The organism is Pseudovibrio flavus (assembly GCF_009711345.1).
GTDB classification, from domain to species: Bacteria; Pseudomonadota; Alphaproteobacteria; order Rhizobiales; family Stappiaceae; genus Pseudovibrio; species Pseudovibrio flavus.
In genome coordinates this window covers 42,257-66,755 of record NZ_SMMA01000056.1, presented here as the reverse complement: position 1 = coordinate 66,755, position 24,499 = coordinate 42,257, and the positions used below count along the sequence as shown (strand labels likewise).

Genomic DNA, 24,499 nt, shown 5'->3' with positions numbered 1-24,499 from the left:
ATAAACACCCAACCAACGTTGCGGCTGTGGCGAAATTGGTAGACGCACCAGATTTAGGTTCTGGCGGGAGACCGTGGGGGTTCGAGTCCCTCCAGCCGCACCAAACCCCCGGTGATACGGATTGCAACTCGACAACACCGTACCCTTAGGGAAACCAGAAAAGTTGAGGGCGTTGTCTAGGTTCAGTTCGCTTGAAAGATAATTTTGGTGGTTTGGTCTTACAGGGTTAGTCATCACTAGCCCTTTTCGTGTCTCTCCATCACTGATATTTCAAGGCGTTTTTGAACCTGAGTGAATCTCGTTAGGGGATTTGCTATTGTACACGTCCTAGATCAAGGACGAAGCAAAGTACCATGCAGGTAACAGAAACCCTGGCCGAAGGCCTGAAGCGCGAACTTAAGGTCGTCATTCCGGCGTCGGATTTGGCAACTCGCCTCGATACATATCTTGATGACATGAAGTCCAAGGTACGTATCAACGGTTTCCGCCCGGGCAAGGTGCCAGCTGCCCACCTGAAGCGCCTTTATGGCCGTCAGGCAATGGCAGAACTTCTTGGCAACCTCATTAACGAGACCGTAGCCAAGACCATTGAAGAGCGCAAAGAAAAGCCAGCTCTCCAGCCTGAAATCGACCTTCCTGAAGAAGATGCAGAAAAAGTTCTCGCAGGCGAATCCGATCTGTGCTTCACCATGGCATACGATCTGCTTCCTGAGTTCGAACTGATCGACTTCTCCAAGGTTGAGCTGGAACGCCCAATTGTAGAAGTTTCCGAAGAAGAAGTTGACGAGCAGGTCAAGCAGATCGCTGAGTCCAACCGCTCTTTCGAAGCACGCGAAGAAGGTGCTGAAGCTCAGAACGGCGACCGCGTAACCATGTCTTACCTCGGTAAGCTGGACGGCGAGCCATTCGAAGGCGGCGCTGACGAAAATGGTCAGCTGGTTCTCGGTTCCGGTCAGTTTATCCCTGGCTTCGAAGAGCAGCTCGTAGGCATGAAGGTTGGTGACGAAAAAGTTATCGACGTTACCTTCCCTGAAGAATACGGCGCAAAGAACCTGGCTGGTAAAGCAGTAACCTTCGACATCGTTGTCAAGGAAGTTGCAGCACCAGGCGAACTGGTAATCGACGATGAATTCGCAACCAAGCTCGGTCTGGAATCCCTGGACAAGCTGAAAGAAATCATCCGCGGCCAGATCGAAAGCCAGTTCGGTTCCGTAACCCGTCAGAAAGTAAAGCGCGCTCTGCTTGACAAGCTGGACGAAGAATACTCCTTCGACCTTCCTGAAAAACTCGTAGAGAACGAATTTGCAGGCGTATGGCAGCAGGTTGAAGCTGACATGCAGCAGTCCGGCAAAACTTTCGAAGACGAAAAAACCACCGAAGAAGAAGCAAAAGCGGAATACCGCCGCATTGCTGAGCGTCGCGTACGCCTCGGTCTGGTTCTTTCTGAAGTTGGTGAGCAGAACAAGGTTCAGGTTTCTGACGAAGAAGTACAGCGCGCTCTCTACGACCGCGTTCGTCAGTTCCCAGGTCAGGAACAGCAGGTGTTCGAATTCTACAAGAACAACCAGCAGGCTCTGGCTTCCCTTCGCGCACCAATCTACGAAGAGAAGGTTGTGGACTTCATTCTTGAACTGGCAAACATCACTGATAAGCCAGTGTCCAAGGACGAACTCTTCAAGATCGAAGAAGACGAAGCATAATCAATTCGTATTGATCTAATGCTGTAAAGCTCCTCTGAAAGTGGTGGAGAATCCACATTTCAGGGGAGCTTTTGCGTTTAAAGCCGTGAAAAATTGGCAGTTCGGCAACATTGCCTAAACTTCTAATGGTCTACGGTGTTGCCTCTGACTTTAAGAACGGTTCGACATTGCCTATGTTTAGGTTTGATGGTTAACCGACTCGAATTTTTAGTAGGTCCTGCGAAAGCTCCAGAGGTGTTTTTGCGGGGGAAGCTGCCTGCAAGGGGTGGTTTCTTTAAGAAAATGGATGATGCATGACCGACCCTGTAGAGTATTTCACGAACAGCTTGGTTCCGATGGTTGTGGAACAGACGAACCGCGGCGAAAGAGCCTATGATATTTTCTCTCGCCTTCTCAAAGAGCGGATCATTTTCCTGACCGGCCCTGTTGAAGACCATATGGCGACCTTGATCTGCTCTCAGCTGCTGTACCTTGAAGCTGAAAATCCAAACAAGGAAATCGCGCTGTACATCAACTCGCCGGGCGGTATCGTGACTTCTGGTTTGGCGATCTACGACACTATGCAGTTCATCAAGCCGAAGATTACAACACTGTGCATCGGTCAGGCTGCAAGCATGGGTTCTCTGCTGCTGGCAGGTGGTGAGAAGGGTATGCGCTTCTCCTTGCCAAACAGCCGCGTCATGGTGCATCAGCCATCCGGTGGCTTCCGTGGTCAGGCAAGCGACATCATGCTTCATGCGCAGGAAATCCTGAAGCTGAAGCGTCGTCTCAACGAGATCTATGTAGATCACACCGGCCAGTCTCTGGAAGCTGTTGAAGAAGCGCTTGAGCGCGATAACTTCATGACAGCTGAAGAGGCGAAGGCCTTTGGTTTGATCGACAATGTGATCGAAAGTCGAGATAGCCTTGCAAATCTGGATAAGGCTAAATAATAAGTCTCTTCCAGCTAGGTTGGTAAAAGTGCTCATACGGGCAATCCTATGAGCACCCATTACAATTTAGTGGTGACTTTTTCAGAAACCATCGCATATTTGATGGTTTCTTAAGAGTTTCTGGTGGTTCCTACTGGAAGCCGGTGCGGAAACGCGCTAAATCGGAAGGACGCGTCGAAGGTACAAATCGGCGGTTTAATAAAGGCTGGAAGGCATTTTTCCTTCCAAACATTGCGGGGTTACGACTTATGAGCAAAGCCAGCGGCGGCGACACTAAGAATACGCTTTACTGCTCGTTTTGCGGTAAGAGCCAGCATGAGGTTCGTAAGCTCATTGCAGGGCCGACTGTGTTTATTTGCGATGAGTGCGTTGAACTTTGCATGGACATTATCCGCGAAGAAAAACAAATCTTCGCTGGTAAAGACACGCGATGGTATTCCTACTCCGCAGGAAATCAGCGCGGTTCTGGATGACTATGTAATTGGTCAAGCACAAGCAAAGAAGGTTCTTTCTGTCGCGGTGCATAACCACTACAAGCGCCTCAACCACGCAACCAAGAACAACGATGTGGAATTGGCAAAGTCCAACATCCTTCTCGTTGGTCCAACAGGTTGCGGTAAGACGCTTCTTGCTCAGACACTCGCCAGAATTCTCGACGTACCATTCACCATGGCAGACGCCACAACACTGACCGAAGCCGGTTACGTGGGTGAGGACGTTGAAAACATCATCTTGAAGCTTCTGCAGGCAGCCGACTACAACGTCGAGCGTGCGCAGCGCGGTATTGTCTACATCGATGAGGTGGACAAAATCACCCGTAAAGCTGAGAACCCATCTATCACCCGCGACGTTTCGGGTGAGGGCGTTCAGCAGGCGCTTCTAAAAATCATGGAAGGTACGGTTGCGTCCGTTCCTCCACAAGGTGGCCGCAAACACCCACAGCAGGAATTCCTGCAGGTGGATACCACAAACATCCTGTTTATTTGTGGTGGCGCGTTTGCCGGTCTCGATAAGATCATCTCTGATCGTGGTCGTTCCACGTCCATCGGTTTCCAGGCGACCGTTATGGCTCCTGAAGACCGTAAGACTGGTGAACTCTTCCAGAATCTGGAACCAGAAGATCTGCTCAAGTTCGGTCTGATCCCAGAGTTCGTTGGCCGTCTTCCGGTTATCGCAACTCTTGAAGATCTGGACGAAGATGCTCTGGTAACAATCCTGAGTGAGCCTAAGAACGCTCTGGTGAAGCAGTATCAGCGTCTCTTCGAAATGGAGAGCGTAGAGCTGACTTTCCACGAAGATGCTCTCAAAGCGATTGCGCGCCGTGCTATCGAGCGCAAAACCGGTGCTCGTGGTCTGCGTTCTATCCTTGAGGCCATTCTTCTGGAAACCATGTACGAGCTTCCGGGTCTGAAAGGCGTGAAGGAAGTGGTCATTTCTGCTGAGGTTGTAGATGGAGAAGCGCGCCCGCTTTACATCTACGAAGACCGGGCGGAGAACTCGGCTACTAGCGCCTGATCAGGTTTCAAAACGAGTTAAGAGGGCGCTGGAATGAAATTTCAGCGCCCTTATTTTTTGTAGGTGTCAGACGTGTTGTCACAGGGCTCAAATGTGCTGTGCCATTGACATTGTAACGGTGCGTTCCTATCTGCCTCACCTATCAACAGATGGCTAAAGGTCTAACGGTTTCAGCGCTTGACACCAAGGGGCATGGTCGCCACCTAATAGTATGAACACGCAGTCTGGCGAAAAAGGTTATGCCCGCGTATTGGGGTGATCTATTTCGGCCGCTAAGCCGTTCCAATAAGGACGGTTCGAGGATTGCGCCCTTCCGTACCGTGCTTCTCCCAAGTGCGTGTACTCTTTGAAAGGATACAACATGACCGAGAACGAGACGCCTATGGTTGAAGCTGGTGAGAAAGCTGTTTTTCCAGTTCTTCCACTGCGTGATATCGTCGTGTTCCCTCACATGATCGTGCCGCTGTTTGTAGGGCGCGAGAAGTCTATCCGCGCTCTGGAAGAGGTGATGGCCTCTGACAAGCAGATCCTTCTGGCAACCCAGAAGAACGCCGCTGATGATGATCCTGAAGCGGATGATATTTATACCCTTGGTACACTTGCCACCGTTTTGCAGCTGCTCAAGCTCCCAGACAACACCGTAAAGGTGCTGGTAGAAGGCGGTGCACGTGCACAGATCACCAATTTTACAGACCGCGAAGACCTGTTTGAAGCCGAAGCGGAAACCCTGCCGGAAGCAGATTCCGATGCTGTTGAGGTGGAGGCTTTGGGCCGCTCTGTGGTTGCCGAGTTCGAGAACTATGTGAAGCTGAATAAAAAGGTTTCACCTGAAGTCCTTGGCGCGGTCAATCAGATCGAAGACCCTTCCAAGCTTGCTGACACCATCGCATCGCATCTCGCGATCAAAATTCAGGACAAGCAGGACATTCTTGGTACTGTTTCCGTCAGCGAGCGCTTGGAAAAAGTGCTGGGCATGATGGAAAGCGAGATTTCCGTTCTGCAGGTCGAAAAGCGCATCCGTTCCCGCGTTAAGCGGCAGATGGAGAAGACCCAGCGCGAGTACTATTTGAATGAGCAGATGAAGGCCATTCAGAAAGAACTCGGTGATGGCGAAGAAGGCAAGGACGAGCTTGCTGAACTGGAAGAGCGTGTAGAAAAAACCCGTCTTTCCAAGGAAGCGAAAGAAAAGGCGAATGCTGAGCTGAAGAAGCTTAAGCAGATGAGCCCGATGTCCGCTGAAGCGACCGTTGTTCGCAACTACCTGGATTGGCTGCTTGGTATTCCTTGGGGCAAGAAGTCCAAGGTCAAGAACGATCTGGCATTGGCAGAAAAAATTCTCGATCAGGACCACTACGGCCTGGAGAAGGTAAAAGAGCGCATTGTTGAGTACCTTGCGGTGCAAAAGCGTGCGAACACTCTGCGCGGTCCGATCCTCTGCCTCGTTGGTCCTCCGGGCGTTGGTAAGACCTCCCTCGGTAAGTCTATTGCCAAAGCAACAGGCCGTGAGTTCGTTCGCATGTCCCTTGGCGGCGTGCGCGATGAAGCGGAAATCCGTGGTCACCGTCGTACCTACATCGGCTCTATGCCGGGCAAGGTCATTCAGTCGATGAAAAAGGCGAAGAAGTCTAACCCGCTCTTCTTGCTCGACGAGATCGACAAGATGGGTATGGACTTCCGCGGCGATCCGTCTTCTGCGCTGCTTGAGGTGCTCGATCCGGAACAGAACGCAGCATTCATGGATCATTACCTGGAAGTGGAATACGACCTTTCCAACGTAATGTTTGTGACCACTGCGAACACGCTGAACATTCCAGGTCCGCTCATGGACCGTATGGAAGTGATCCGCATCGCTGGTTACACGGAAGACGAGAAGGTGGAAATCTGCCGTCGTCACCTGTTGCCTAAAGCAATCAAAGACCATGGTCTGAAAGAGGGTGAATTCGAAGTGTCTGATGAAGCGCTTCGCAAAGTCATCCGTCTTTACACCCGTGAAGCTGGCGTTCGTAACCTTGAGCGAGAACTCTTCGGTCTGGCTCGTAAGGCAGTGAAAGACATTCTTATGAACGATAAGAAGTCCATCACTGTTGATGAGGAAGTCGTTGAAACCTACCTCGGTGTTCCGCGCTTCCGCTTTGGCCAGATGGAAGATGAAGATCAGGTCGGCGTTGTAACCGGTTTGGCATGGACTGAAGTTGGCGGCGAGCTGCTGACCATCGAAGGTGTCATGATGCCGGGCAAGGGTAAGATGACCGTAACCGGTAACCTCAAAGATGTGATGAAAGAGTCCATCTCTGCGGCTGCTTCTTACGTTCGTTCCCGTTCCGTTGACTTCGGCATCAAGCCGCCACTGTTCGATGAGCGTGAATTGCACGTCCACGTGCCGGAAGGCGCAACGCCGAAGGATGGTCCATCCGCTGGTATTGCAATGGCAACGGCTGTGATCTCTGTGATGACTGGTATTGCGGTTCGCCGTGATGTGGCAATGACAGGTGAAATCACACTGCGTGGCCGCGTTCTTCCAATCGGCGGCTTGAAGGAAAAACTTCTTGCAGCGCTGCGTGGTGGTATCACCAAGGTGCTCATCCCTCAGGATAACGCAAAGGATCTTGCCGATATCCCTGATAACGTGAAGAACGAAATGGAAATCATTCCGGTCTCGCGCATGGATGAGGTCTTGAAACACGCTCTTGTACGTATGCCTGAGCCGATCAAATGGACGGAAGAAGATCAAGCAAAAGCGCAGGAATCTCTTCCAAAGGAAGGTAAGTCTTCCGGTGTTGTTGCCCATTAGGGCACCTTAAAAGTCACCTCTGGGAAAGCCTCGGACCAGTTCCGAGGCTTTTTTGGTTGATACTTACAGAAAATTGGCGGAATTCTGCGGTTTCTGTCTTGATTTGAATGGGAAATGGCTAGAAGGTCCGATCAAGGAATGCGTTACGAATCTAAGCGTTCCCCCATTTATTTTAGAAAGGGACTGTCATGAATAAGAATGATCTGATCGGAGCAGTTGCAGAAAAAACCGGTCTGACCAAAGCTCAGGCAGGTGAAGCAGTTGAAGCAGCTTTTGAAGCGATCACCGAAACCCTGAAGGCTGGTGATGAAGTTCGGATCATTGGTTTCGGTAACTTCTCTGTGTCTGAACGCGCAGCAACTGAAGGCCGTAACCCACGCACTGGTGAAACAATCCAGATCCCTGCGTCCAAGACCCCTAAGTTCAAAGCAGGCAAAGGCCTCAAGGACGCGGTAAACGCTTAAGTTTGCCGATTGGTGCTTTTCCATGCCCCGGTAGCTTTCCCAGCTTCCGGGGTTTTTATTTATGCGGTCAACGTTTCTATGATTGGTTCGCGTGGCATTTCAGTGGGTTGCAGCACCAGTAATTCACAGTGATTATCACTGGATGCAAAATTTCCTCTTGCCAACTTAACAGCAGGCCCATATACACCACCGCAACGGCAAGCAACTATGTTTGTACGGGCGATTAGCTCAGTTGGTAGAGCGCTTCGTTTACACCGAAGATGTCGGGAGTTCGAGTCTCTCATCGCCCACCATTCCCACCGGCTCTTAGCCGGTTTTTTTGTGCCTTTTTTCCGCCAATCGCTATCAAGCTTCCTAAAGGCCATAGAGCGCCTTTTAGTGGTATTGCGCATAAATCCCTAGGAATGAATTGATAGGTCTGTCCTAGGCTGCTCCAAACGCTTTGAGCAACGGGAGTAGAGGACGATGACCGACACCCATTATAAGCCCGGATCAATATGCCCGCCGTTAACATGGGCGACCCTGGGTACCGCACTGCTGGCGGGTATCGCCGCTGATCTGACTTGGGAGTTCTGGGCCAGAATGATCACCCCGTTGTGGGTTGGCGGGCCTCTTCAGCCAGCAGCGCTCGTGCAGTCTGTATTCGGCTTTAACAATCTCATCCTTGCAGAAGTCATTCACGGCGTAGTCGGGGTTCTCTTTTACCCTCTCGGTTATCTTTATATTGCAAGGCCGCTTGCAAAGGTCGTTCTACCGTTTTTGCCATGGTGGCTCGTTGGACTTGGCTTTGGCGTCGGCCTTTGGGTCTTTGCTCTATATGTCATGGCACATATCTTCGCTGGCCTTCCAGCGTTCCTCGGCTTTATTCCTCTCACCTATGCTTCTCTTGTGGGTCATATGTTGTTTGGGCTGGTGACCGCAGGGGTCGTGTACTGGCGCGAAGGTGACTGATCGCCAAGTTTTACAATAGCGAACGTCAAAAACTATTCCTCTTCCCCTTAATCGTCAGGGGGAGGGGATTATTTTTGAAAAATATGATGCTCGAATCGAGATTTTTTGGAGGTTCAGCGACAAAAGTTTGACTGTGTTGAAGAACCTTACGGCATCTAGGGCAAAAAATTGAAAAAAGTTTGTTCGCATGCGGCTGCCGATCTTGGGGATTGTGGTATGTAGAACTCCGCAATATGGCTGTGAAAAACTGGGTTTTTTCCACATCGCAACGCAAATTAGGGCCGTTTTCTAACAGGTTAGACCAGTTATTCATAAAAATGTTGGTTCTATCATTTCAGGGCGCTTGACTTCGGACGGTCCAAGCCGTACATCACGCCCACCTCAGGACGACAACGAGTTGCCCTGAAGAAAGACGGAGCGGGTGTAGCTCAGTTGGTTAGAGTGCCGGCCTGTCACGCCGGAGGTCGCGGGTTCGAGCCCCGTCACTCGCGCCACTCCCTTTAGAGGGAAAGGCGCCACAGGGAATATAAAAGTTTGTTGAGCGGGTGTAGCTCAGTTGGTTAGAGTGCCGGCCTGTCACGCCGGAGGTCGCGGGTTCGAGCCCCGTCACTCGCGCCACTCAAGTCGATACGGAAAAAGCGCGGCTGTCTTCGGGCAAAACCGCGTTTTTCGTATTTGGGCTATGGTCTGCCGCATCCGAATTCTGTTTCTAAATCCCCGCGCAATCCTATCTCCCCGCAGAGCCGTCAGAAAATCGCGCTTAATGTAGTGCGAAAGGTGAGGGCTACCCTCTACTATCACTGGTAGAGTAAATTTCGTCATGCATATGTTGCTGGGAAAGTAGGTTAATGCGGCCGCCTAGGCACCCTTAAGCACGGCGGGTAACACTTTTTTCAAGCTCTGAATAAATTTACTTAGGTATACTGAAAAAGTTGACCACTTTTTTTGAATACATGACTAATTTACTCAAGAAATGGAATGCCTAGGTTTTTCGCCGATTTTGGCATGGCGCATGCTCATTCGGAGGTTTTCGTAGAACCTATAGCGTGCATATAGGGAAATTTACTCGTTCTTGGGGTCTTGCCTATAAGGTGAGCCTAAGCTAATCGTGCGTTGCAGAGCGATTATCTTTGTCGGTTTGCGGGTGGCTTGTTACTATATTGGTCGATTAGCCAACGTAAAACCTGAGTATCGTGGGCCAATGTCGGCCCCACGCGTAAGGACGCGAATAACCATGGAAGACCTGCTTCGGGAATATATTCCCATTGTCGTCTTTATAGGTGTTGCCCTCGTTATTGGTCTGGCACTGCTTATCTCCCCGTTTATCCTCGCCTTTAAAAATCCGGATTCTGAAAAACTCTCCGCCTACGAATGTGGTTTCAACGCCTTCGATGATGCGCGAATGAAGTTTGACATCCGCTTCTACCTCGTAGCGATCCTGTTTATCATTTTTGATCTGGAAGTAGCCTTCCTGTTCCCATGGGCTGTTGCCTTTGGTGATCTTGGCTGGTTCGGCTTCTGGTCCATGATGGTGTTTCTAGCCGTACTTACAGTGGGCTTTGCTTACGAATGGAAGAAGGGGGCACTTGAATGGGATTGAGCTCCAACAATAACGGTCCGCTTATCACGCCGCAGCCAAAGGGCATTATTGACCCTGTAACTGGTCAGCCGATTGGTTCTGAAGACAAGTTCTTCTTGCAGGTGAACAATGAGCTGGCTGACAAGGGCTTTCTGGTCACATCAACCGAGAGCCTGATTCATTGGGCGCGTACCGGTTCCTTGATGTGGATGACCTTTGGTCTGGCATGCTGCGCAGTGGAAATGATGCAGATGTCCATGCCGCGCTATGATGGCGAGCGTTTTGGTTTTGCGCCCCGTGGCTCTCCGCGTCAGTCAGACGTGATGATTGTAGCTGGTACGCTGACCAACAAAATGGCTCCTGCGCTGCGCAAGGTGTACGACCAGATGCCAGAGCCACGCTATGTGATCTCCATGGGGTCCTGTGCAAACGGCGGCGGCTACTATCACTACTCTTATTCCGTCGTACGTGGATGTGACCGCGTTGTGCCGGTAGATATTTATGTTCCGGGCTGCCCTCCAACTGCTGAGGCGCTGCTGTATGGCGTTCTTCTGCTTCAGAAGAAAATTCGCCGTACCGGAACAATCGAACGTTAAGGTTTGCCAGCGAACCTGACGAATTAAGAGACACGCATAGGGACGTTGTCTATGGACGATACATTAAACGAACTGGGTGAGTTTCTTGAGCTTGCACTAGGCGAAAGCATCGAAGAATGGTCTTTCGCTTATGGCGAGCTGACATTGCGCGTGAATGCGCAAAAGATTGTCCCTGTCATTCGTTTTCTGCGTGATGATGCACGTTGCGGCTTTGTTGCGCTGGTTGATATTTGTGGCGTCGACTGGCCGGGGCGTGAAAAACGCTTTGATGTGGTCTACCACCTGCTTTCACCCAAGCAGAACCTTCGCATTCGCTTGAAGGTGTCTTGCGGTGTCAACGAGCAGGTTCCATCCGTTACGCCAATTTTCCCGGGCGCGAACTGGTTCGAGCGTGAAGCCTACGACATGTACGGCATCTTGTTCTCCGGCCATCCAGACCTTCGGCGCTTGCTGACAGACTATGGCTTTGATGGCCACCCACTGCGTAAGGACTTCCCGCTTACGGGCTACGTTGAGGTGCGTTACGACGACGAGCGCAAGCGCGTTGTGTACGAACCTGTGCAGCTAACGCAGGAATTCCGTAGTTTTGACTTTATGTCTCCATGGGAAGGAACAGATTATGTTCTACCTGGCGACGAAAAAGCATCGAACTGAGGCGACGATTAATGGCTGAGGCTCAGGTACGAAATTTCAATATCAACTTTGGTCCGCAGCATCCGGCGGCACACGGCGTTCTGCGCCTTGTTCTTGAGCTGGATGGCGAAGTGGTTACCCGTGTGGATCCGCACATCGGTCTTCTGCATCGCGGTACCGAAAAGCTGATTGAACACAAAACCTATTTGCAAGCTGTTCCTTACTTCGACCGTCTCGACTACGTCGCGCCGATGAATCAGGAACATGCTTTTGCGCTAGCAGTAGAGCGTTTGCTTGGCATCACTGTTCCGCGCCGCGGCCAGTTGATCCGCGTTCTCTACTCCGAGATCGGGCGCTTGCTCTCCCACCTGCTGAACGTAACAACGCAGGCAATGGACGTTGGTGCGCTGACGCCACCGCTGTGGGGCTTTGAGCCGCGTGAAGAGCTTATGGGCTTTTATGAACGCGCATGTGGCGCGCGCATGCATGCAGCCTATGTGCGTCCGGGCGGTGTACATCAGGACCTTCCTGAGGATCTGCTGAACGATATTGAGGCATGGTGCGATCCATTCCTTAAAACGCTCGATGACATCGAGGGGCTTCTTACCGACAACCGCATCTTCAAGCAGCGTAACGTCGATATTGGCGTTGTTAAGCTGGAAGAGGCGTGGGCTTGGGGTTTCTCAGGCGTCATGGTTCGCGGTTCTGGCGCTGCATGGGATCTGCGTAAGTCGCAGCCATACGAGTGCTACGAGGAAATGGAATTCGATTTGGCGATCGGCAAAAACGGCGATTGCTACGACCGTTACCTCATTCGCATGTTCGAGATGCGCGAGTCAGTTCGTATCATGAAGCAGTGTCTGGAGAAGCTGAAGGTCGAAAAAGGCCCGATTTCCTCCATCGACGGTAAAATTGTGCCGCCGAAACGCGGCGAGATGAAGCGCTCCATGGAAGCGCTCATCCATCACTTCAAACTTTATACAGAAGGTTACCACGTGCCAGCAGGCGAGGTTTATGCCGCTGTTGAAGCGCCGAAGGGCGAATTCGGCGTCTATCTCGTTTCTGACGGTTCTAACAAGCCATACCGCTGCAAAATCAAAGCGCCGGGCTTTGCGCACTTGCAGGCTATGGACTTCCTGACCCGTGGACACCTTCTGGCAGACGTTGCTGCCGTACTGGGTAGCATCGATATCGTATTCGGGGAGATTGACCGGTAATGAGTGTGCGTCGTCTTCATCACGAGCAGCCTGAGAGCTTTGAGTTCACACCGGAAAATCTGGAGTGGGTGAAAAAGACAATCGAGCGCTATCCTGAAGGTCGTCAGGCTTCTGCTGTAATTCCCGTCCTTTGGCGGGCTCAGGAGCAGAACGATGGATGGGTTTGTGAACCTGCAATCCGCGTCGTCGCTGAGTTGCTGGGTATGCCGAAAATCCGCGTTCTGGAAGTGGCAACTTTCTACACCATGTTCCAGCTTCAGCCGGTTGGCAAAAAGGCCCACATTCAGGTGTGCGGCACAACGCCTTGCCAGCTACGCGGCGCAGAAGATCTTATCCGCGTATGTAAGCGCAAGATCGCTGAGAAGGCTCATGACTTGTCCTCCGACGGTGATTTTTCATGGGAAGAGGTCGAGTGCCTTGGAGCGTGCTCAAACGCGCCGATGGTTCAGATTTTCAAGGACACATACGAAGACCTTGATATCGAAACCTTTGAGAAGCTCATCGACGATATCGCAGCAGGCAATCCAGTAACGCCGGGTCCCCAGAACGGCCGTCGTTTCGCTGCACCGCTTTCTGGTGCAACAACGCTTACCGACATTGACGACAGCACCGTTGGCGGCGATCCAAAACCGTTTATCGTAGATGGTAATGAGAAAGCCTCCCACGAGTACGCCGGAGCTGCAATCAATGATGGCGGTGAGGGCTACACGGGTGTGCCACGGCCAGCGCAGGAAGGCGTAAACGACTTCCATGCTGCATACGCCAAGGCAAAAGCTGAAAAATCAGAAAAAGGTGAGGGCTAGGATGCTGCAAGATCAGGACCGTATCTTCACCAATATCTATGGTCTGCATGACTGGGGCTTAGAGGGCGCGAAAAAACGCGGCTCTTGGTCTGGCACGAAAGACATCATCGTCAAGGGACGCGACTGGATCATCGACGAGATGAAATCCTCCGGTCTTCGTGGTCGTGGCGGCGCGGGCTTCCCAACCGGCTTGAAGTGGTCCTTCATGCCAAAGGAAAGTGATGGCCGTCCTGCCTATCTCGTCGTCAATGCCGACGAGTCCGAGCCGGGCACCTGCAAAGACCGTGAAATTCTTCGCCATGATCCGCATCACCTCGTAGAGGGCTGTCTTCTGGCGGGCTTTGCAATGGGTGCAATCGCAGCATACATCTACGTGCGCGGCGAGTTCATTCGCGAGCGTGAGCGCCTTCAGGCGGCGATCGATCAGGCATATGACGCCGGTCTCATCGGTAAGAACAACGTTCACGGTTATGATTTCGACATCTATGTCCATCACGGGGCAGGTGCTTATATCTGCGGTGAAGAAACAGCGCTGCTGGAAAGCCTTGAAGGCAAAAAGGGCCAGCCACGCCTGAAACCTCCGTTCCCTGCGAATATGGGCCTCTACGGCTGTCCAACCACAGTGAACAACGTGGAGTCCATCGCAGTCGCGCCGACCATTCTTCGCCGCGGCGCTGCATGGTTCTCCGGTCTTGGTCGTCCAAACAACGCCGGTACCAAGCTCTTCTGCATCTCCGGTCATGTTGAAAATCCTTGCACCGTAGAAGAAGAGATGGGCATTACCTTCAAGGAGCTTATCGAAAAGCACTGCGGTGGTATTCGCGGTGGCTGGGATAATCTCCTAACCGTTATTCCCGGCGGCTCCTCCGTTCCTTGTGTGAAGGGCGAGGATATCAAAGACGCCTATATGGATTTCGACGGCCTGAAGGATGTTGGCTCATCTTTGGGTACAGCTGCGGTGATCGTCATGGACAAGTCCACGGACATCATCAAGGCGATTGCCCGTCTTTCCTATTTCTACAAGCACGAAAGCTGCGGCCAGTGTACGCCGTGCCGCGAAGGTACCGGCTGGATGTGGCGTGTGATGGAGCGCATGGTCAAGGGCGAAAGCTCCTATGAAGAAATTGACATGCTCTTCAAAGTTACAAAGCAGGTTGAAGGGCACACCATTTGTGCGCTCGGAGATGCTGCGGCATGGCCAATTCAGGGTCTTATCCGCAACTTCCGTCCTGTGATTGAAGATCGTATTGACCAATACGTTGCCCGAAGCAAGGCAGCCTCAACACTGGCTGCGGAGTAAGGCTATGAAGAAAATTATTGTCGACGGCAAAGAAATTGAGGTTCCTGCGGATTACACCGTTTTGCAGGCCTGCGAGGAAGCAGGGGCGGAAATTCCGCGCTTTTGTTACCACGACCGTCTTTCAATCGCCGGTAACTGCCGTATGTGCCTCGTTGAGGTAAAGGGCGGCCCGCCGAAACCAACTGCTTCTTGCGCAATGAATGTGCGCGATCTGCGTCCGGGGCCGGAAGGTCAGCCGCCAGAGGTGCTGACCAAGTCTCCAATGGTCAAAAAGGCGCGTGAAGGCGTTATGGAGTTCCTGCTGATCAACCACCCGCTTGATTGCCCTATTTGCGATCAGGGCGGTGAGTGTGACTTGCAGGATCAGGCCATTGCATACGGCGTTGATACATCCCGCTATCACGAGAACAAACGCGCGGTAGAAAACAAATACATCGGTCCATTGATCAAAACGATTATGACACGCTGTATTCACTGCACTCGCTGCGTACGCTTTACTACAGAAGTTGCCGGTATCTCCGAAATGGGCCTCATTGGTCGCGGTGAAGATGCTGAAATCACGACCTATCTGGAAAGCGCGCTGTCCTCTGAATTGCAGGGCAACGTGATCGACCTTTGTCCGGTAGGGGCGCTGACTTCCCGTCCATACGAGTTCAATGCGCGTCCTTGGGAGCTTACCAAGACCGAGAGCATCGACGTTATGGATGCTGTGGGATCCGCAATTCGCGTTGATAGCCGTGGCCGCGAAGTGATGCGCGTCATGCCGCGTCTAAATGAGGCTGTGAACGAAGAGTGGATTTCTGACAAGACCCGCTTCATCTGGGACGGCTTGAAGACACAGCGTCTTGATCGCCCATATGTGAAGCGTGATGGCCGCCTACAGCCTGCAACTTGGGAAGAAGCGTTTGCAGCTATTGCCGAGAAGGCGCAGGCAGCAGAAGCTTCCGGTACAGCAGCGATTGCCGGTGACCTGTGTTCTGTCGAAGATATGTATGCGCTGAAGTCCTTGATGGATAATCTGGGTAGCGCAAACTATGACTGCCGTCAGGATGGCTCAGTGCTTGATCCATCCTTGGGCCGTGCGAGCTACCTCTTTAACACTTCCATCGAAGCTATTGAAAATGCTGATGCAATTCTGATCGTAGGTGCCAACCCACGTCTTGAAGCATCGGTTCTCAATACCCGTATTCGCAAGACATGGCGTGCTAAATCCCTGCCAATCGCCGTTATTGGTGAGCAGGTTGATTTGACCTATGATTACAAATGGTTAGGCGCTGGTCCTGAATCACTTTCTGAACTCTCCAAGGGTAAGCTGGATTTCTACAGCGCTCTTGAGAAAGCTCAGAACCCGCTGATTATCGTTGGTAGCGGAGCGATTGCCCGTGAAGATGGCGAGCACGTTTTGGCGCTTGCAAGTGGACTGGCCAAAAAGGTTGGTGCACTGCGCGACGACTGGAACGGCTTCAACGTTCTTCATACGGCAGCAAGCCGCGTTGGTGGTCTGGATATCGGTTTCGTTCCGCAGGAAGGCGGCAAGGGTACCGGTGCTATCCAGCAGGCTGCAGCCAGTGGTGAAATCAGCCTCGTATTCCTGATGGGCGCTGACGAGCTGGATATGGCTTCCTTCGGTGATGCCTTCGTTGTCTACATGGGTACCCATGGCGACCGCGGCGCGCACCGTGCGGATGTGATCCTGCCAACTGCGACCTACACCGAAAAGCCTGGGACCTATGTGAACCTTGAAGGCCGCGTGCAGTACGCACCTCGCGCAACATTTGCGCCGGGTGAAGCGCGTGAAGATTGGGCGGTGCTTCGTGCACTTTCCAGCCATCTCGGTGCACAGTTGCCATTTGATACGATCCAGCAGCTTCGTGCAAAGCTCTATGAGGCTCACCCTCATATGGCAATGATCGACGAGATCGTGCCGGGCAGCGCTTCAGACGTTGAAAAGCTCGCCGGCAAGACCGATGCCGCTCTCGGCGGTGCCTTCGTATCTCCGGTAAGCGATTTTTATCTCACCAACCCGATTGCTCGCGCTTCTGCGGTCATGGCCGAATGTTCGGCACTGGCTAAAAGCCGGCAAGCCGTGGCAGCAGAGTAGGGGGAGGCTATGTCTGTTTTTTGGAGTGATTACGGCCTACCTTTCATCATCATGCTGGCGCAGAGCGTTCTGCTCATGGTGGTGCTGCTGGTTGTTATCGCCTACATCCTTCTTGCTGACCGTAAGATCTGGGCAGCCGTCCAGATCCGCCGAGGCCCTAACGTGGTTGGCGCGTTTGGTTTGCTGCAAAGTTTCGCCGACCTTTTGAAGTTCGTACTGAAAGAGCCTGTCATTCCGTCTGGTTCTGACAAGGTACTCTTCCTTGCGGCCCCACTCATCACAGTGATGCTGTCTTTGGCCGCGTGGGCAGTGGTTCCAGTGGCAGAGGGTTGGGTAATCGCCGACATCAATGTCGGAATTCTCTACGTACTGGCAATTTCGTCTCTGGGCGTTTACGGCGTGATCATTGGTGGTTGGGCATCCAACTCCAAGTATCCGTTCCTCTCTGCATTGCGCAGCGCAGCGCAGATGGTTTCCTACGAAGTCTCCATCGGCTTTGTTATTGTTACCGTTCTGCTTTGCGTGGGTTCGTTGAACCTGACTGCAATTGTACAGGCACAGGAAACAGGGCTGGCGACACGTCTGGGCGTGCCTTGGCTGTCGTTCCTTAACTGGTACTGGTTGCCGCTCTTCCCGATGTTCGTGGTGTTCTTCATTTCCGCACTGGCTGAAACCAACCGTCCTCCGTTCGATCTGGCAGAAGCTGAATCCGAACTGGTCGCTGGTTTCATGGTGGAATACGGCTCCACTCCGTACATGATGTTCATGCTCGGCGAGTACGTTTCCATCGCCCTCATGTGCGCGCTCACCACCATCTTGTTCATGGGTGGCTGGCTTCCGCCGCTAGACATCGCGCCGTTCACTTGGGTACCGGGAATTATCTGGTTTACGCTCAAGTCGCTCATGGTGTTCTTCATGTTCGCCATGGTGAAGGCAATGGTTCCTCGCTACCGCTATGACCAGTTGATGCGTCTTGGCTGGAAAGTGTTCCTGCCACTGTCTCTCTTCATGGTGTTTGCAACCGCAGCCTTGCTGATGGCAATGGGCTGGGCACCATAAGGCGAGGGCTTTAGTTATGATCTCGGTGGTTGGAGCAATAGGCGCCTTGATCGGAGCATACATAGGGTGGTTGAACTGGCAGATGGCCGTTGGCCGGATACAGGCAACCATCTTGAAAAAGCAGGAGGCGGGACAAACGGTTCCGCTCTGGCTCGTAAAACACGAGAACCACCTGCGAGGAATTTTATTAGTGGCCTTGATGGGCGGTATCGCGCTCATCGGCTATTGGGCGGGCGCCGCGCTTTAAAAAGCGGGCATCCGGTTTATTCTGCCAAGGAGAGGCATCGTGGCTATGCGACTAGAACAAGCCGCCAAATCGTTGCTTTTGAAGGAGTTCGTTTCGGCGTTCGCTCTTGCCATGCGCTATTTCTTCAAGCCGAAGCCAACGATTAACTATCCTTTCGAGAAAGGGGCTGTCAGCCCACGCTTTAGAGGCGAGCATGCGTTGCGCCGTTATCCTAACGGGGAAGAGCGCTGTATCGCTTGTAAGCTGTGCGAGGCGATCTGTCCGGCGCAGGCTATCACCATCGAGGCTGGCCCGCGCCGCAACGACGGTACCCGTCGCACAACCCGTTATGATATCGACATGACCAAGTGCATCTACTGCGGCTTCTGTCAGGAAGCGTGTCCGGTGGATGCCATTGTCGAGGGACCAAACTTTGAATTTGCGACCGAAACCCGTGAAGAGCTGTTCTACGACAAGGAAAAGCTGCTTGAAAACGGGGCGCGCTGGGAGCGCGAGATCGCACGGAACATCGAAATGGATTCCCCTTATCGTTAAGGGAAGTCCGCTAGGATTCACCGAGCCTGTAGCATCAAGCTGATACGGCAGGCTCAAACCGACAGACAAAAGGCGACCCTTCATGGTTTTGCAGGCCCTTTTCTTCTACCTGTTTGCCGGCGTAGCCGTTGCATCGGCCTTTATGGTCATCGCGGCGCGTAATCCCGTGCATTCGGTACTGTTTCTCATCCTGTGCTTCTTCAATGCAGCGGGCCTTTTTGTGCTGATCGGTGCCGAGTACCTCGCCATGCTTTTGGTCGTTGTGTACGTGGGCGCGGTGATGGTGCTGTTCCTGTTCGTTGTGATGATGCTGGATGTTGACTTCGCACAGATGCGACAGGGCGTGTTGCAATACCTGCCTATTGGCGCATTGGTCGGCCTTATCGTGCTGGTCGAACTGCTGATGGTCGTAAGTGGATGGGTTATTGCACCTCAGATCGTGGGTGAGGGCGCAGCGCCTATTCCTCCGGCAGGCGAGATCCAGAATATCGAGGCGATCGGCCTCCTGCTTTACACGCACTACATCTATTTCTTCCAGGTTGCGGGCCTTATTCTGCTGGTTGCCATGGTCGGCGCCATCGTGCTCACACTGCGTCACAAGCAGGGCGTACGCCGTCAGGACATTTCCCAGCAGGTTGCACGTAACCCGCAGACCTCCATTGAAGTGGTCAAGGTCAAGAGTGGTAAGGGGATTTAAGTCCCCTTCAAATTACAATTCCTCTCCGTAGCCATTGGCAATGCGGAACAAACTTGAATTTGAGGGAGCACAGCGAGGCGCCCATGGAAATCGGACTTTCGCACTATCTATCGCTTGCAGCGATTTTGTTCACGATCGGTATTTTCGGGATCTTCCTGAACCGTAAGAACGTGATCGTCATTTTGATGTCCATCGAACTGCTGCTTCTGGCAGTGAACATCAATTTTGTCGCGTTCTCGGTCTTCCTGAACGATCTTGTTGGCCAGATCTTTGCGCTGATGGTGCTAACCGTAGCAGCTGCTGAAGCTGCAATCGGCCTTGCTATTCTGGTCGTTTACTTCCGTAATCGCGGCTCTATCGCCGTGGAAGACATCAACATAATGAAAGGCTGAGTGGCGAATGTATTCCGCAATCGTTTTCCTACCGCTACTAGGCTTTCTGATCGTCGGTCTTTTTGGTCGCGCGCTTGGCAACAAAGCTAGTGAGTACATCACCAGCGGTTTTCTGGTTATCGCAGCGCTGCTGTCGTGGGTCGCATTTTTCAGCGTCGGCATTGGCTCCGGTCCGGCGGTTCAGTACAACATCTTAAGCTGGATCCAGTCCGGCAATCTGGATATCAACTGGGCTATCCGCGTTGATACCCTGACTGTCGTTATGCTGGTGGTGGTCAACTCGGTCTCTGCTTTGGTGCATGTTTACTCCATCGGCTACATGCACCATGATCCTGACCGTCCGCGCTTCTTTGCCTACCTGTCGCTGTTTACCTTCGCGATGTTGGCACTTGTAACCTCCGACAACCTTCTGCAGATGTTCTTCGGTTGGGAAGGTGTGGGTCTTGCTTCCTACCTGCTCATCGGTTTCTGGTTCAAAAAGCCATCTGCAAATGCTGCGGCTATTAAAGCGTTCGTTGTCAACCGCGTGGGTGACTTCGGCTTTATTTTGGGTATCGCGGGTGTCTTCGTTATCTTCGGATCGACGGACTTTAACAGCATCTTTTCTACGGCCGGTGCGATTGCACAAGGCCAGACGCCAGTGCTGGAGTTCTTGGGCTACAGTTTGGATCCAGACACCGCACTGACTGTTGTTTGTCTTCTGCTCTTCATGGGCGCCATGGGTAAGTCTGCGCAGTTCATGCTGCACACTTGGTTGCCAGATGCGATGGAAGGCCCAACGCCAGTATCCGCACTCATCCACGCTGCGACCATGGTAACAGCAGGCGTGTTCATGGTTGCGCGCCTGTCCCCGATCTTTGAACTGTCTCCAACAGCTCTTACGTTCGTAACGCTCATTGGCGGTACTACCGCGATCTTTGCGGCGACTGTTGGCTGCGTACAAAACGACATCAAGCGCGTGATTGCCTACTCCACCTGTTCCCAGCTTGGCTACATGTTTGTGGCTTTGGGTGTGGGCGCTTATAGCGTTGGTATCTTCCACCTGTTCACACATGCGTTCTTCAAGGCGCTGTTGTTCTTAGGTGCAGGTTCCGTAATTCATGCCGTGTCGGATGAACAAGACATGCGCAAGATGGGCGGTCTTAGAAAGCACATTCCATACACCTACTGGACCATGGTGATTGGTACACTGGCGCTCACCGGCTTCGGTATTCCGTTCATTTACATTTATGGAATACCGCTTGGTACGGCTGGTTTCATCTCCAAAGATGCGATTATTGAAGCTGCCTATGTCGGCCAAAATGCCTTCGCAGGTTACGCGTTCTGGATGACCGTTTTTGCAGCGTTCCTGACCTCGTTCTATTCGTGGCGTCTGGTGTTTATGACCTTCTTCGGCAAGCCAAAAGCTTCTGCCGATGTCATGAGCCACGTTCACGAAAGCCCGTGGGTAATGGTTGTGCCACTTCTCATTCTTGCAATGGGCGCGGTTTTTGCGGGGCCAGTTTTCAAAACGTTCTTCGCTGGTGATGCCTACGACGCGTTCTGGAAAGGCGCTCTGTTTACATCTGATGCAAATCACATACTGCACGAGATGCACAACGTCCCGAAATGGGTTATTGCCTCTCCGTTCGTTATGATGGTTTTGGGCTTCATCGTTGCTTGGGTGTTCTATATCTCCAAGCCTGATATGCCGAAAGCTCTGGCAGCGCGCCACGATGTGCTCTACCGCTTCCTTCTCAACAAGTGGTACTTCGACGAGCTTTATAACTTCCTCTTCGTTCGTCCGGCCTTCAAAATCGGACGGTTCCTATGGAAGTCCGGCGATGGATCGGTCATCGATGGCTTCGGCCCAGATGGTGTCGCCGCTCGCGTCCAGCAGGTTACGGCTCGTGTCGTTAAATTGCAGTCCGGATATATCTATCACTACGCATTTGCCATGTTGATCGGTGTTGCTTTCTTCATCACCTGGTCCATGTTTGCGGGCGGGGGAGCCCTGTAATGAGCGATTGGAGCATTCTTTCCATAACCACCTTCCTGCCGCTCGTTGGCGTATTCTTCATCATGCTCGTTCGCGGTGATGATGAAGAAGCAAAAACGAATATCCGTCGCGTGGCTCTGATCACAACATGCTTCACCTTTGTGATCTCTCTGTTCATCTGGGGCGGGTTTACCTATGAAAACCCAGGCTTCCAGATGGTGGAGAAGCATGACTGGCTCGGCGGCGCGTTCTCCTACCACATGGGCGTTGACGGCATCTCCATGCTGTTCGTCATCCTCACCACTTTCCTGATGCCGTTCTGCATTCTGGCAAGCTGGACAAGCGTAGATAAGCGTGTGAAGGAATACATGATCGCGTTTCTGGTGCTTGAAACGCTGATGATCGGCGTGTTCTGTGCGCTGGATCTGGTCCTGTTCTACGTGTTCTTTGAAGCTGGCCTTATTCCGATGTTCCTCATCATCGGTGTTTGGGGTGGCCCGCGCCGCGTTTATGCAAGCTACAAGTTCTTCTTGTATACGCTAACCGGTTCGGTGCTCATGCTCATTGCTATCATGGCAATGTACTGGCAGGCCGGTACGCTCGATATTCCAACGCTGATGACCTACAACTTCCCGGCTGGCATGCAGACATGGCTGTGGCTTGCCTTCTTCGCAAGCTTTGCGGTGAAGATGCCAATGTGGCCGGTGCATACATGGTTGCCGGATGCTCACGTGGAAGCGCCAACAGCCGGTTCTGTCGTGCTGGCAGCTATTCTTCTGAAAATGGGCGGTTACGGCTTCCTGCGTTTCTCCCTGCCAATGTTCCCGCTGGCAAGTGAGTTCTTTACGCCGTTTGTCTTCACGCTGTCGGTGGTAGCGATCATCTACACCTCGCTTGTGGCACTGGCTCAGGAAGACATCAAAAAGCTGATCGCTTATTCTTCTGTGGCGCATATGGGCTACGTGACCATGGGTATCTTTGCAGCAAACGCTCAAGGTATTCAGGGCGCTCTCTTCCAGATGCTCTCTCACGGAATTGTGTCGGCTGCGCTGTTCCTGTGTGTGGGCGTGATTTATGACCGCATGCATACAAGACAGATTTCGGCCTATGGCGGTCTCGTCAACAACATGCCGAAATACGCTGTCGCCTTTATGATTTTCACCATGGCGAATGTGGGCCTTCCGGGAACCTCCGGCTTCGTGGGTGAATTCTTGACCCTTATCGGCGTATTCCGCGTCAACACCTGGGTAGCGCTGTTTGCTGCAACCGGTGTCATCCTCTCCGCCGCTTATGCGCTTTTCCTTTATCGCCGCGTCGTTTTCGGTGTGCTTGATAAGGAAAGCCTTAAATCCATGCTGGACCTTTCCAGACGTGAAAAGGTCATCCTTGTTCCGCTTGTTGTTCTAACCATCTTCTTCGGCTTCTATCCAATGCCGGTTCTTGATGTGACGCAGGCGTCCGTGGATGCTCTGATTACTCACTACGAAGCTGCTGTGGAGGCTGGCGTGAATGCCGGTCAACAAGCTGCAGCAGTCGTTCAGTAGAGCGGGGGATCTGAGATCATGCAGGCTGAAATGTTCCAGTTTTCTCAATTGCTACCGATCCTGCCAGAGCTTTTTCTGGCTGGCGGTGCCCTTCTATTGCTTCTGTTCGGCGCGTTTGGCGGAGAGCAGTCCACACCGGTGGTTACCGGACTGTGCGTGGCTCTCATCGCTGCTGCAGCACTCATTTTGCTGCTTAGCCCAAATTACGGCGTTGTCTTCAACGGTGCGTTCGTTCAAGACGCTTACTCGGTTTATCTGAAGATACTAGTGCTCGCGGGCTCGGGCTTTGCCATCGCCATGTCAGTGGCGTACGCGCGCTCGCAGAACTTTGACCGCTTCGAGTATCCGATCCTCATCGTTCTTGCGACCATCGGTATGATGCTGATGCTTTCTGCGGGCGATCTGATTGCCATGTATCTGGCGATTGAACTGCAGTCTCTGGCGCTTTACGTGGTTGCTGCAATCAACCGTGACTCGGTGCGTTCGACAGAAGCGGGCCTCAAGTACTTCGTACTGGGTGCCTTGTCCTCCGGTATGCTGCTCTACGGTATGTCCTTCATCTATGGCTTTACCGGCCAGACAGAGTTCTCCGCAATTGCAAGCACTCTGACCGAGGAACGCGCTTCTATCGGCCTAGTATTCGGCATTGTGTTCCTGCTTGCTGGTCTTTGCTTCAAGATTTCCGCTGTTCCGTTCCATATGTGGACTCCGGACGTTTATGAAGGCGCGCCAACACCAGTAACAGCGTTCTTTGCAGCAGCGCCAAAAATCGCAGCGTTCGGCATGCTGGTTCGCGTGCTTGTTGATGCGCTTGGCGGCGTCGCAACTGACTGGCAGCAGATCATCGTCTTCGTATCCATCCTATCCATGGTTCTGGGTGCGTTCGCAGCTATTGGCCAGCGCAACATCAAACGTCTGATGGCATATTCATCCATCGGTCACATGGGTTATGCGCTGGTTGGTCTTGCAGCTGGCACACCTGTTGGTGTGGAAGGTGTCATAGTATACATGACTGCATACCTTGCCATGACCCTTGGTGTGTTTGCCTGTATTCTTTCCATGCGCCGCAAAACCGGCATGGTGGAAGACATTCAGGACCTTGCAGGGCTTTCCCGCACCAACCTGCCAATGGCAATTCTGCTTGCGTTCCTCATGTTCTCGCTGGCTGGTATTCCTCCGTTCATTGGCTTCTTTGCCAAGTTCTATGTGTTCATTGCAGCGGTTCAGGCCCAGCTTTATCCACTCGCCATTATTGGTGTTCTGGCAAGTGTCGTCGGCGCATACTATTATCTTCGCATCATCAAGGTTATGTTCTTTGACGAAGCGAATGATGTGTTCCTGCCGATGTCTGGCGAAATGAAGATCGTTCTAGGGCTTTCCAGCGCTGTTGTGGTGCTGTTCTTTGCCCTGCCGAGCGGCCTCATTGACGCTGCCTCTACAGCGGCAAATGCACTGTTTTAAAGTGA

At 52.5% G+C, this 24,499-nt stretch carries 20 protein-coding genes, 4 tRNA genes and 1 pseudogene; all 25 read left to right on the top strand.

The window, feature by feature from the left end; genetic code table 11:
• The first annotated feature begins 20 nt into the window (after positions 1-20).
• A tRNA-Leu gene (locus E1162_RS05535) sits at positions 21-103 on the top strand.
• A 250-nt stretch (positions 104-353) separates the two neighbouring features.
• Positions 354-1,700, top strand: coding sequence for a trigger factor (gene tig, locus E1162_RS05530; protein ID WP_155128034.1), 1,347 nt, complete (start codon positions 354-356; stop codon positions 1,698-1,700).
• A 293-nt stretch (positions 1,701-1,993) separates the two neighbouring features.
• Positions 1,994-2,632: an ATP-dependent Clp endopeptidase proteolytic subunit ClpP gene (gene clpP / locus E1162_RS05525; RefSeq protein ID WP_155128031.1), complete on the top strand. Its 639-nt coding sequence runs from the start codon at positions 1,994-1,996 to the stop codon at positions 2,630-2,632.
• Between the two features lie 248 nt (positions 2,633-2,880).
• Positions 2,881-4,147: pseudogene (gene clpX / locus E1162_RS05520) on the top strand (ATP-dependent Clp protease ATP-binding subunit ClpX).
• A gap of 361 nt (positions 4,148-4,508) precedes the next feature.
• Entirely contained in the window at positions 4,509-6,938 is a 2,430-nt protein-coding gene (gene lon, locus E1162_RS05515) for an endopeptidase La (protein ID WP_155128028.1), read from the top strand.
• Positions 6,939-7,126: 188 nt separating this feature from the next.
• Positions 7,127-7,402, top strand: a complete 276-nt coding sequence (hbs, locus tag E1162_RS05510; protein WP_155128025.1) for a non-specific DNA-binding protein Hbs — start codon at positions 7,127-7,129, stop codon at positions 7,400-7,402.
• A gap of 217 nt (positions 7,403-7,619) precedes the next feature.
• Positions 7,620-7,695: transfer RNA gene (locus E1162_RS05505), tRNA-Val, on the top strand.
• A 172-nt stretch (positions 7,696-7,867) separates the two neighbouring features.
• Positions 7,868-8,353, top strand: a complete 486-nt coding sequence (locus tag E1162_RS05500) for a hypothetical protein (protein WP_155128022.1) — start codon at positions 7,868-7,870, stop codon at positions 8,351-8,353.
• Between the two features lie 417 nt (positions 8,354-8,770).
• Positions 8,771-8,847, top strand: a tRNA-Asp gene (locus E1162_RS05495).
• Positions 8,848-8,894: 47 nt separating this feature from the next.
• Positions 8,895-8,971, top strand: a tRNA-Asp gene (locus E1162_RS05490).
• 616 nt (positions 8,972-9,587) lie between these two features.
• The gene (locus tag E1162_RS05485; RefSeq protein ID WP_155128019.1) at positions 9,588-9,953 is read left to right on the top strand and encodes an NADH-quinone oxidoreductase subunit A; all 366 of its coding nucleotides are present in this window, start codon (positions 9,588-9,590) and stop codon (positions 9,951-9,953) included.
• Entirely contained in the window at positions 9,944-10,528 is a 585-nt protein-coding gene (locus E1162_RS05480; protein ID WP_155128016.1) for a NuoB/complex I 20 kDa subunit family protein, read from the top strand. Before E1162_RS05485 ends, E1162_RS05480 begins: the two co-directional genes overlap by 10 nt.
• A 51-nt stretch (positions 10,529-10,579) precedes the next feature.
• Positions 10,580-11,182: an NADH-quinone oxidoreductase subunit C gene (locus tag E1162_RS05475; protein ID WP_155128013.1), complete on the top strand. Its 603-nt coding sequence runs from the start codon at positions 10,580-10,582 to the stop codon at positions 11,180-11,182.
• Between the two features lie 11 nt (positions 11,183-11,193).
• Positions 11,194-12,378: an NADH-quinone oxidoreductase subunit D gene (locus E1162_RS05470; RefSeq protein WP_155128010.1), complete on the top strand. Its 1,185-nt coding sequence runs from the start codon at positions 11,194-11,196 to the stop codon at positions 12,376-12,378.
• Positions 12,378-13,181 carry an NADH-quinone oxidoreductase subunit NuoE gene (gene nuoE, locus E1162_RS05465; RefSeq protein ID WP_155128008.1) on the top strand — a complete coding sequence of 268 codons (804 nt, stop codon included), beginning with the start codon at positions 12,378-12,380 and terminating at the stop codon, positions 13,179-13,181. Before E1162_RS05470 ends, nuoE begins: the two co-directional genes overlap by 1 nt.
• A gap of 1 nt (position 13,182) precedes the next feature.
• Entirely contained in the window at positions 13,183-14,481 is a 1,299-nt protein-coding gene (gene nuoF, locus E1162_RS05460; RefSeq protein WP_155128005.1) for an NADH-quinone oxidoreductase subunit NuoF, read from the top strand.
• A 4-nt stretch (positions 14,482-14,485) separates the two neighbouring features.
• Complete coding sequence (gene nuoG / locus E1162_RS05455) at positions 14,486-16,582, top strand: NADH-quinone oxidoreductase subunit NuoG (RefSeq protein ID WP_155128002.1); 2,097 nt, start codon at positions 14,486-14,488, stop codon at positions 16,580-16,582.
• 9 nt (positions 16,583-16,591) lie between these two features.
• Positions 16,592-17,641, top strand: a complete 1,050-nt coding sequence (gene nuoH, locus E1162_RS05450; RefSeq protein ID WP_155127999.1) for an NADH-quinone oxidoreductase subunit NuoH — start codon at positions 16,592-16,594, stop codon at positions 17,639-17,641.
• Positions 17,642-17,687: 46 nt separating this feature from the next.
• The gene (locus tag E1162_RS05445) at positions 17,688-17,888 is read left to right on the top strand and encodes a hypothetical protein (RefSeq protein WP_155127996.1); all 201 of its coding nucleotides are present in this window, start codon (positions 17,688-17,690) and stop codon (positions 17,886-17,888) included.
• Positions 17,889-17,933: 45 nt separating this feature from the next.
• Positions 17,934-18,422, top strand: coding sequence for an NADH-quinone oxidoreductase subunit NuoI (gene nuoI / locus E1162_RS05440; RefSeq protein WP_155128260.1), 489 nt, complete (start codon positions 17,934-17,936; stop codon positions 18,420-18,422).
• Positions 18,423-18,504: 82 nt separating this feature from the next.
• A complete protein-coding gene (locus tag E1162_RS05435) occupies positions 18,505-19,119 on the top strand; it encodes an NADH-quinone oxidoreductase subunit J (RefSeq protein WP_155127993.1) in 615 nt (204 codons plus the stop codon).
• An 83-nt stretch (positions 19,120-19,202) separates the two neighbouring features.
• A complete protein-coding gene (gene nuoK / locus E1162_RS05430) occupies positions 19,203-19,511 on the top strand; it encodes an NADH-quinone oxidoreductase subunit NuoK (protein WP_155127990.1) in 309 nt (102 codons plus the stop codon).
• 7 nt (positions 19,512-19,518) lie between these two features.
• On the top strand, positions 19,519-21,510 hold the full coding sequence (nuoL, locus tag E1162_RS05425) for an NADH-quinone oxidoreductase subunit L (RefSeq protein WP_155127987.1): 1,992 nt from the start codon (positions 19,519-19,521) through the stop codon (positions 21,508-21,510).
• The gene (locus E1162_RS05420; RefSeq protein WP_155127984.1) at positions 21,510-23,033 is read left to right on the top strand and encodes an NADH-quinone oxidoreductase subunit M; all 1,524 of its coding nucleotides are present in this window, start codon (positions 21,510-21,512) and stop codon (positions 23,031-23,033) included. The genes nuoL and E1162_RS05420 overlap by 1 nt, the downstream gene beginning before the upstream one ends.
• A gap of 18 nt (positions 23,034-23,051) precedes the next feature.
• Positions 23,052-24,494, top strand: coding sequence for an NADH-quinone oxidoreductase subunit NuoN (nuoN, locus tag E1162_RS05415; protein WP_155127981.1), 1,443 nt, complete (start codon positions 23,052-23,054; stop codon positions 24,492-24,494).
• The last annotated feature ends 5 nt before the right edge of the window (positions 24,495-24,499 follow it).

Coding starts and splice junctions, on each gene's coding strand:
- tig (WP_155128034.1), top strand. CDS start 354: ATGCAGGTAACAGAAACCCTGGCCGAAGGCCTGAAGCGCGAACTTAAG.
- clpP (WP_155128031.1), top strand. CDS start 1,994: ATGACCGACCCTGTAGAGTATTTCACGAACAGCTTGGTTCCGATGGTT.
- lon (WP_155128028.1), top strand. CDS start 4,509: ATGACCGAGAACGAGACGCCTATGGTTGAAGCTGGTGAGAAAGCTGTT.
- hbs (WP_155128025.1), top strand. CDS start 7,127: ATGAATAAGAATGATCTGATCGGAGCAGTTGCAGAAAAAACCGGTCTG.
- E1162_RS05500 (WP_155128022.1), top strand. CDS start 7,868: ATGACCGACACCCATTATAAGCCCGGATCAATATGCCCGCCGTTAACA.
- E1162_RS05485 (WP_155128019.1), top strand. CDS start 9,588: ATGGAAGACCTGCTTCGGGAATATATTCCCATTGTCGTCTTTATAGGT.
- E1162_RS05480 (WP_155128016.1), top strand. CDS start 9,944: ATGGGATTGAGCTCCAACAATAACGGTCCGCTTATCACGCCGCAGCCA.
- E1162_RS05475 (WP_155128013.1), top strand. CDS start 10,580: ATGGACGATACATTAAACGAACTGGGTGAGTTTCTTGAGCTTGCACTA.
- E1162_RS05470 (WP_155128010.1), top strand. CDS start 11,194: ATGGCTGAGGCTCAGGTACGAAATTTCAATATCAACTTTGGTCCGCAG.
- nuoE (WP_155128008.1), top strand. CDS start 12,378: ATGAGTGTGCGTCGTCTTCATCACGAGCAGCCTGAGAGCTTTGAGTTC.
- nuoF (WP_155128005.1), top strand. CDS start 13,183: ATGCTGCAAGATCAGGACCGTATCTTCACCAATATCTATGGTCTGCAT.
- nuoG (WP_155128002.1), top strand. CDS start 14,486: ATGAAGAAAATTATTGTCGACGGCAAAGAAATTGAGGTTCCTGCGGAT.
- nuoH (WP_155127999.1), top strand. CDS start 16,592: ATGTCTGTTTTTTGGAGTGATTACGGCCTACCTTTCATCATCATGCTG.
- nuoI (WP_155128260.1), top strand. CDS start 17,934: ATGCGACTAGAACAAGCCGCCAAATCGTTGCTTTTGAAGGAGTTCGTT.
- E1162_RS05435 (WP_155127993.1), top strand. CDS start 18,505: ATGGTTTTGCAGGCCCTTTTCTTCTACCTGTTTGCCGGCGTAGCCGTT.
- nuoK (WP_155127990.1), top strand. CDS start 19,203: ATGGAAATCGGACTTTCGCACTATCTATCGCTTGCAGCGATTTTGTTC.
- nuoL (WP_155127987.1), top strand. CDS start 19,519: ATGTATTCCGCAATCGTTTTCCTACCGCTACTAGGCTTTCTGATCGTC.
- E1162_RS05420 (WP_155127984.1), top strand. CDS start 21,510: ATGAGCGATTGGAGCATTCTTTCCATAACCACCTTCCTGCCGCTCGTT.
- nuoN (WP_155127981.1), top strand. CDS start 23,052: ATGCAGGCTGAAATGTTCCAGTTTTCTCAATTGCTACCGATCCTGCCA.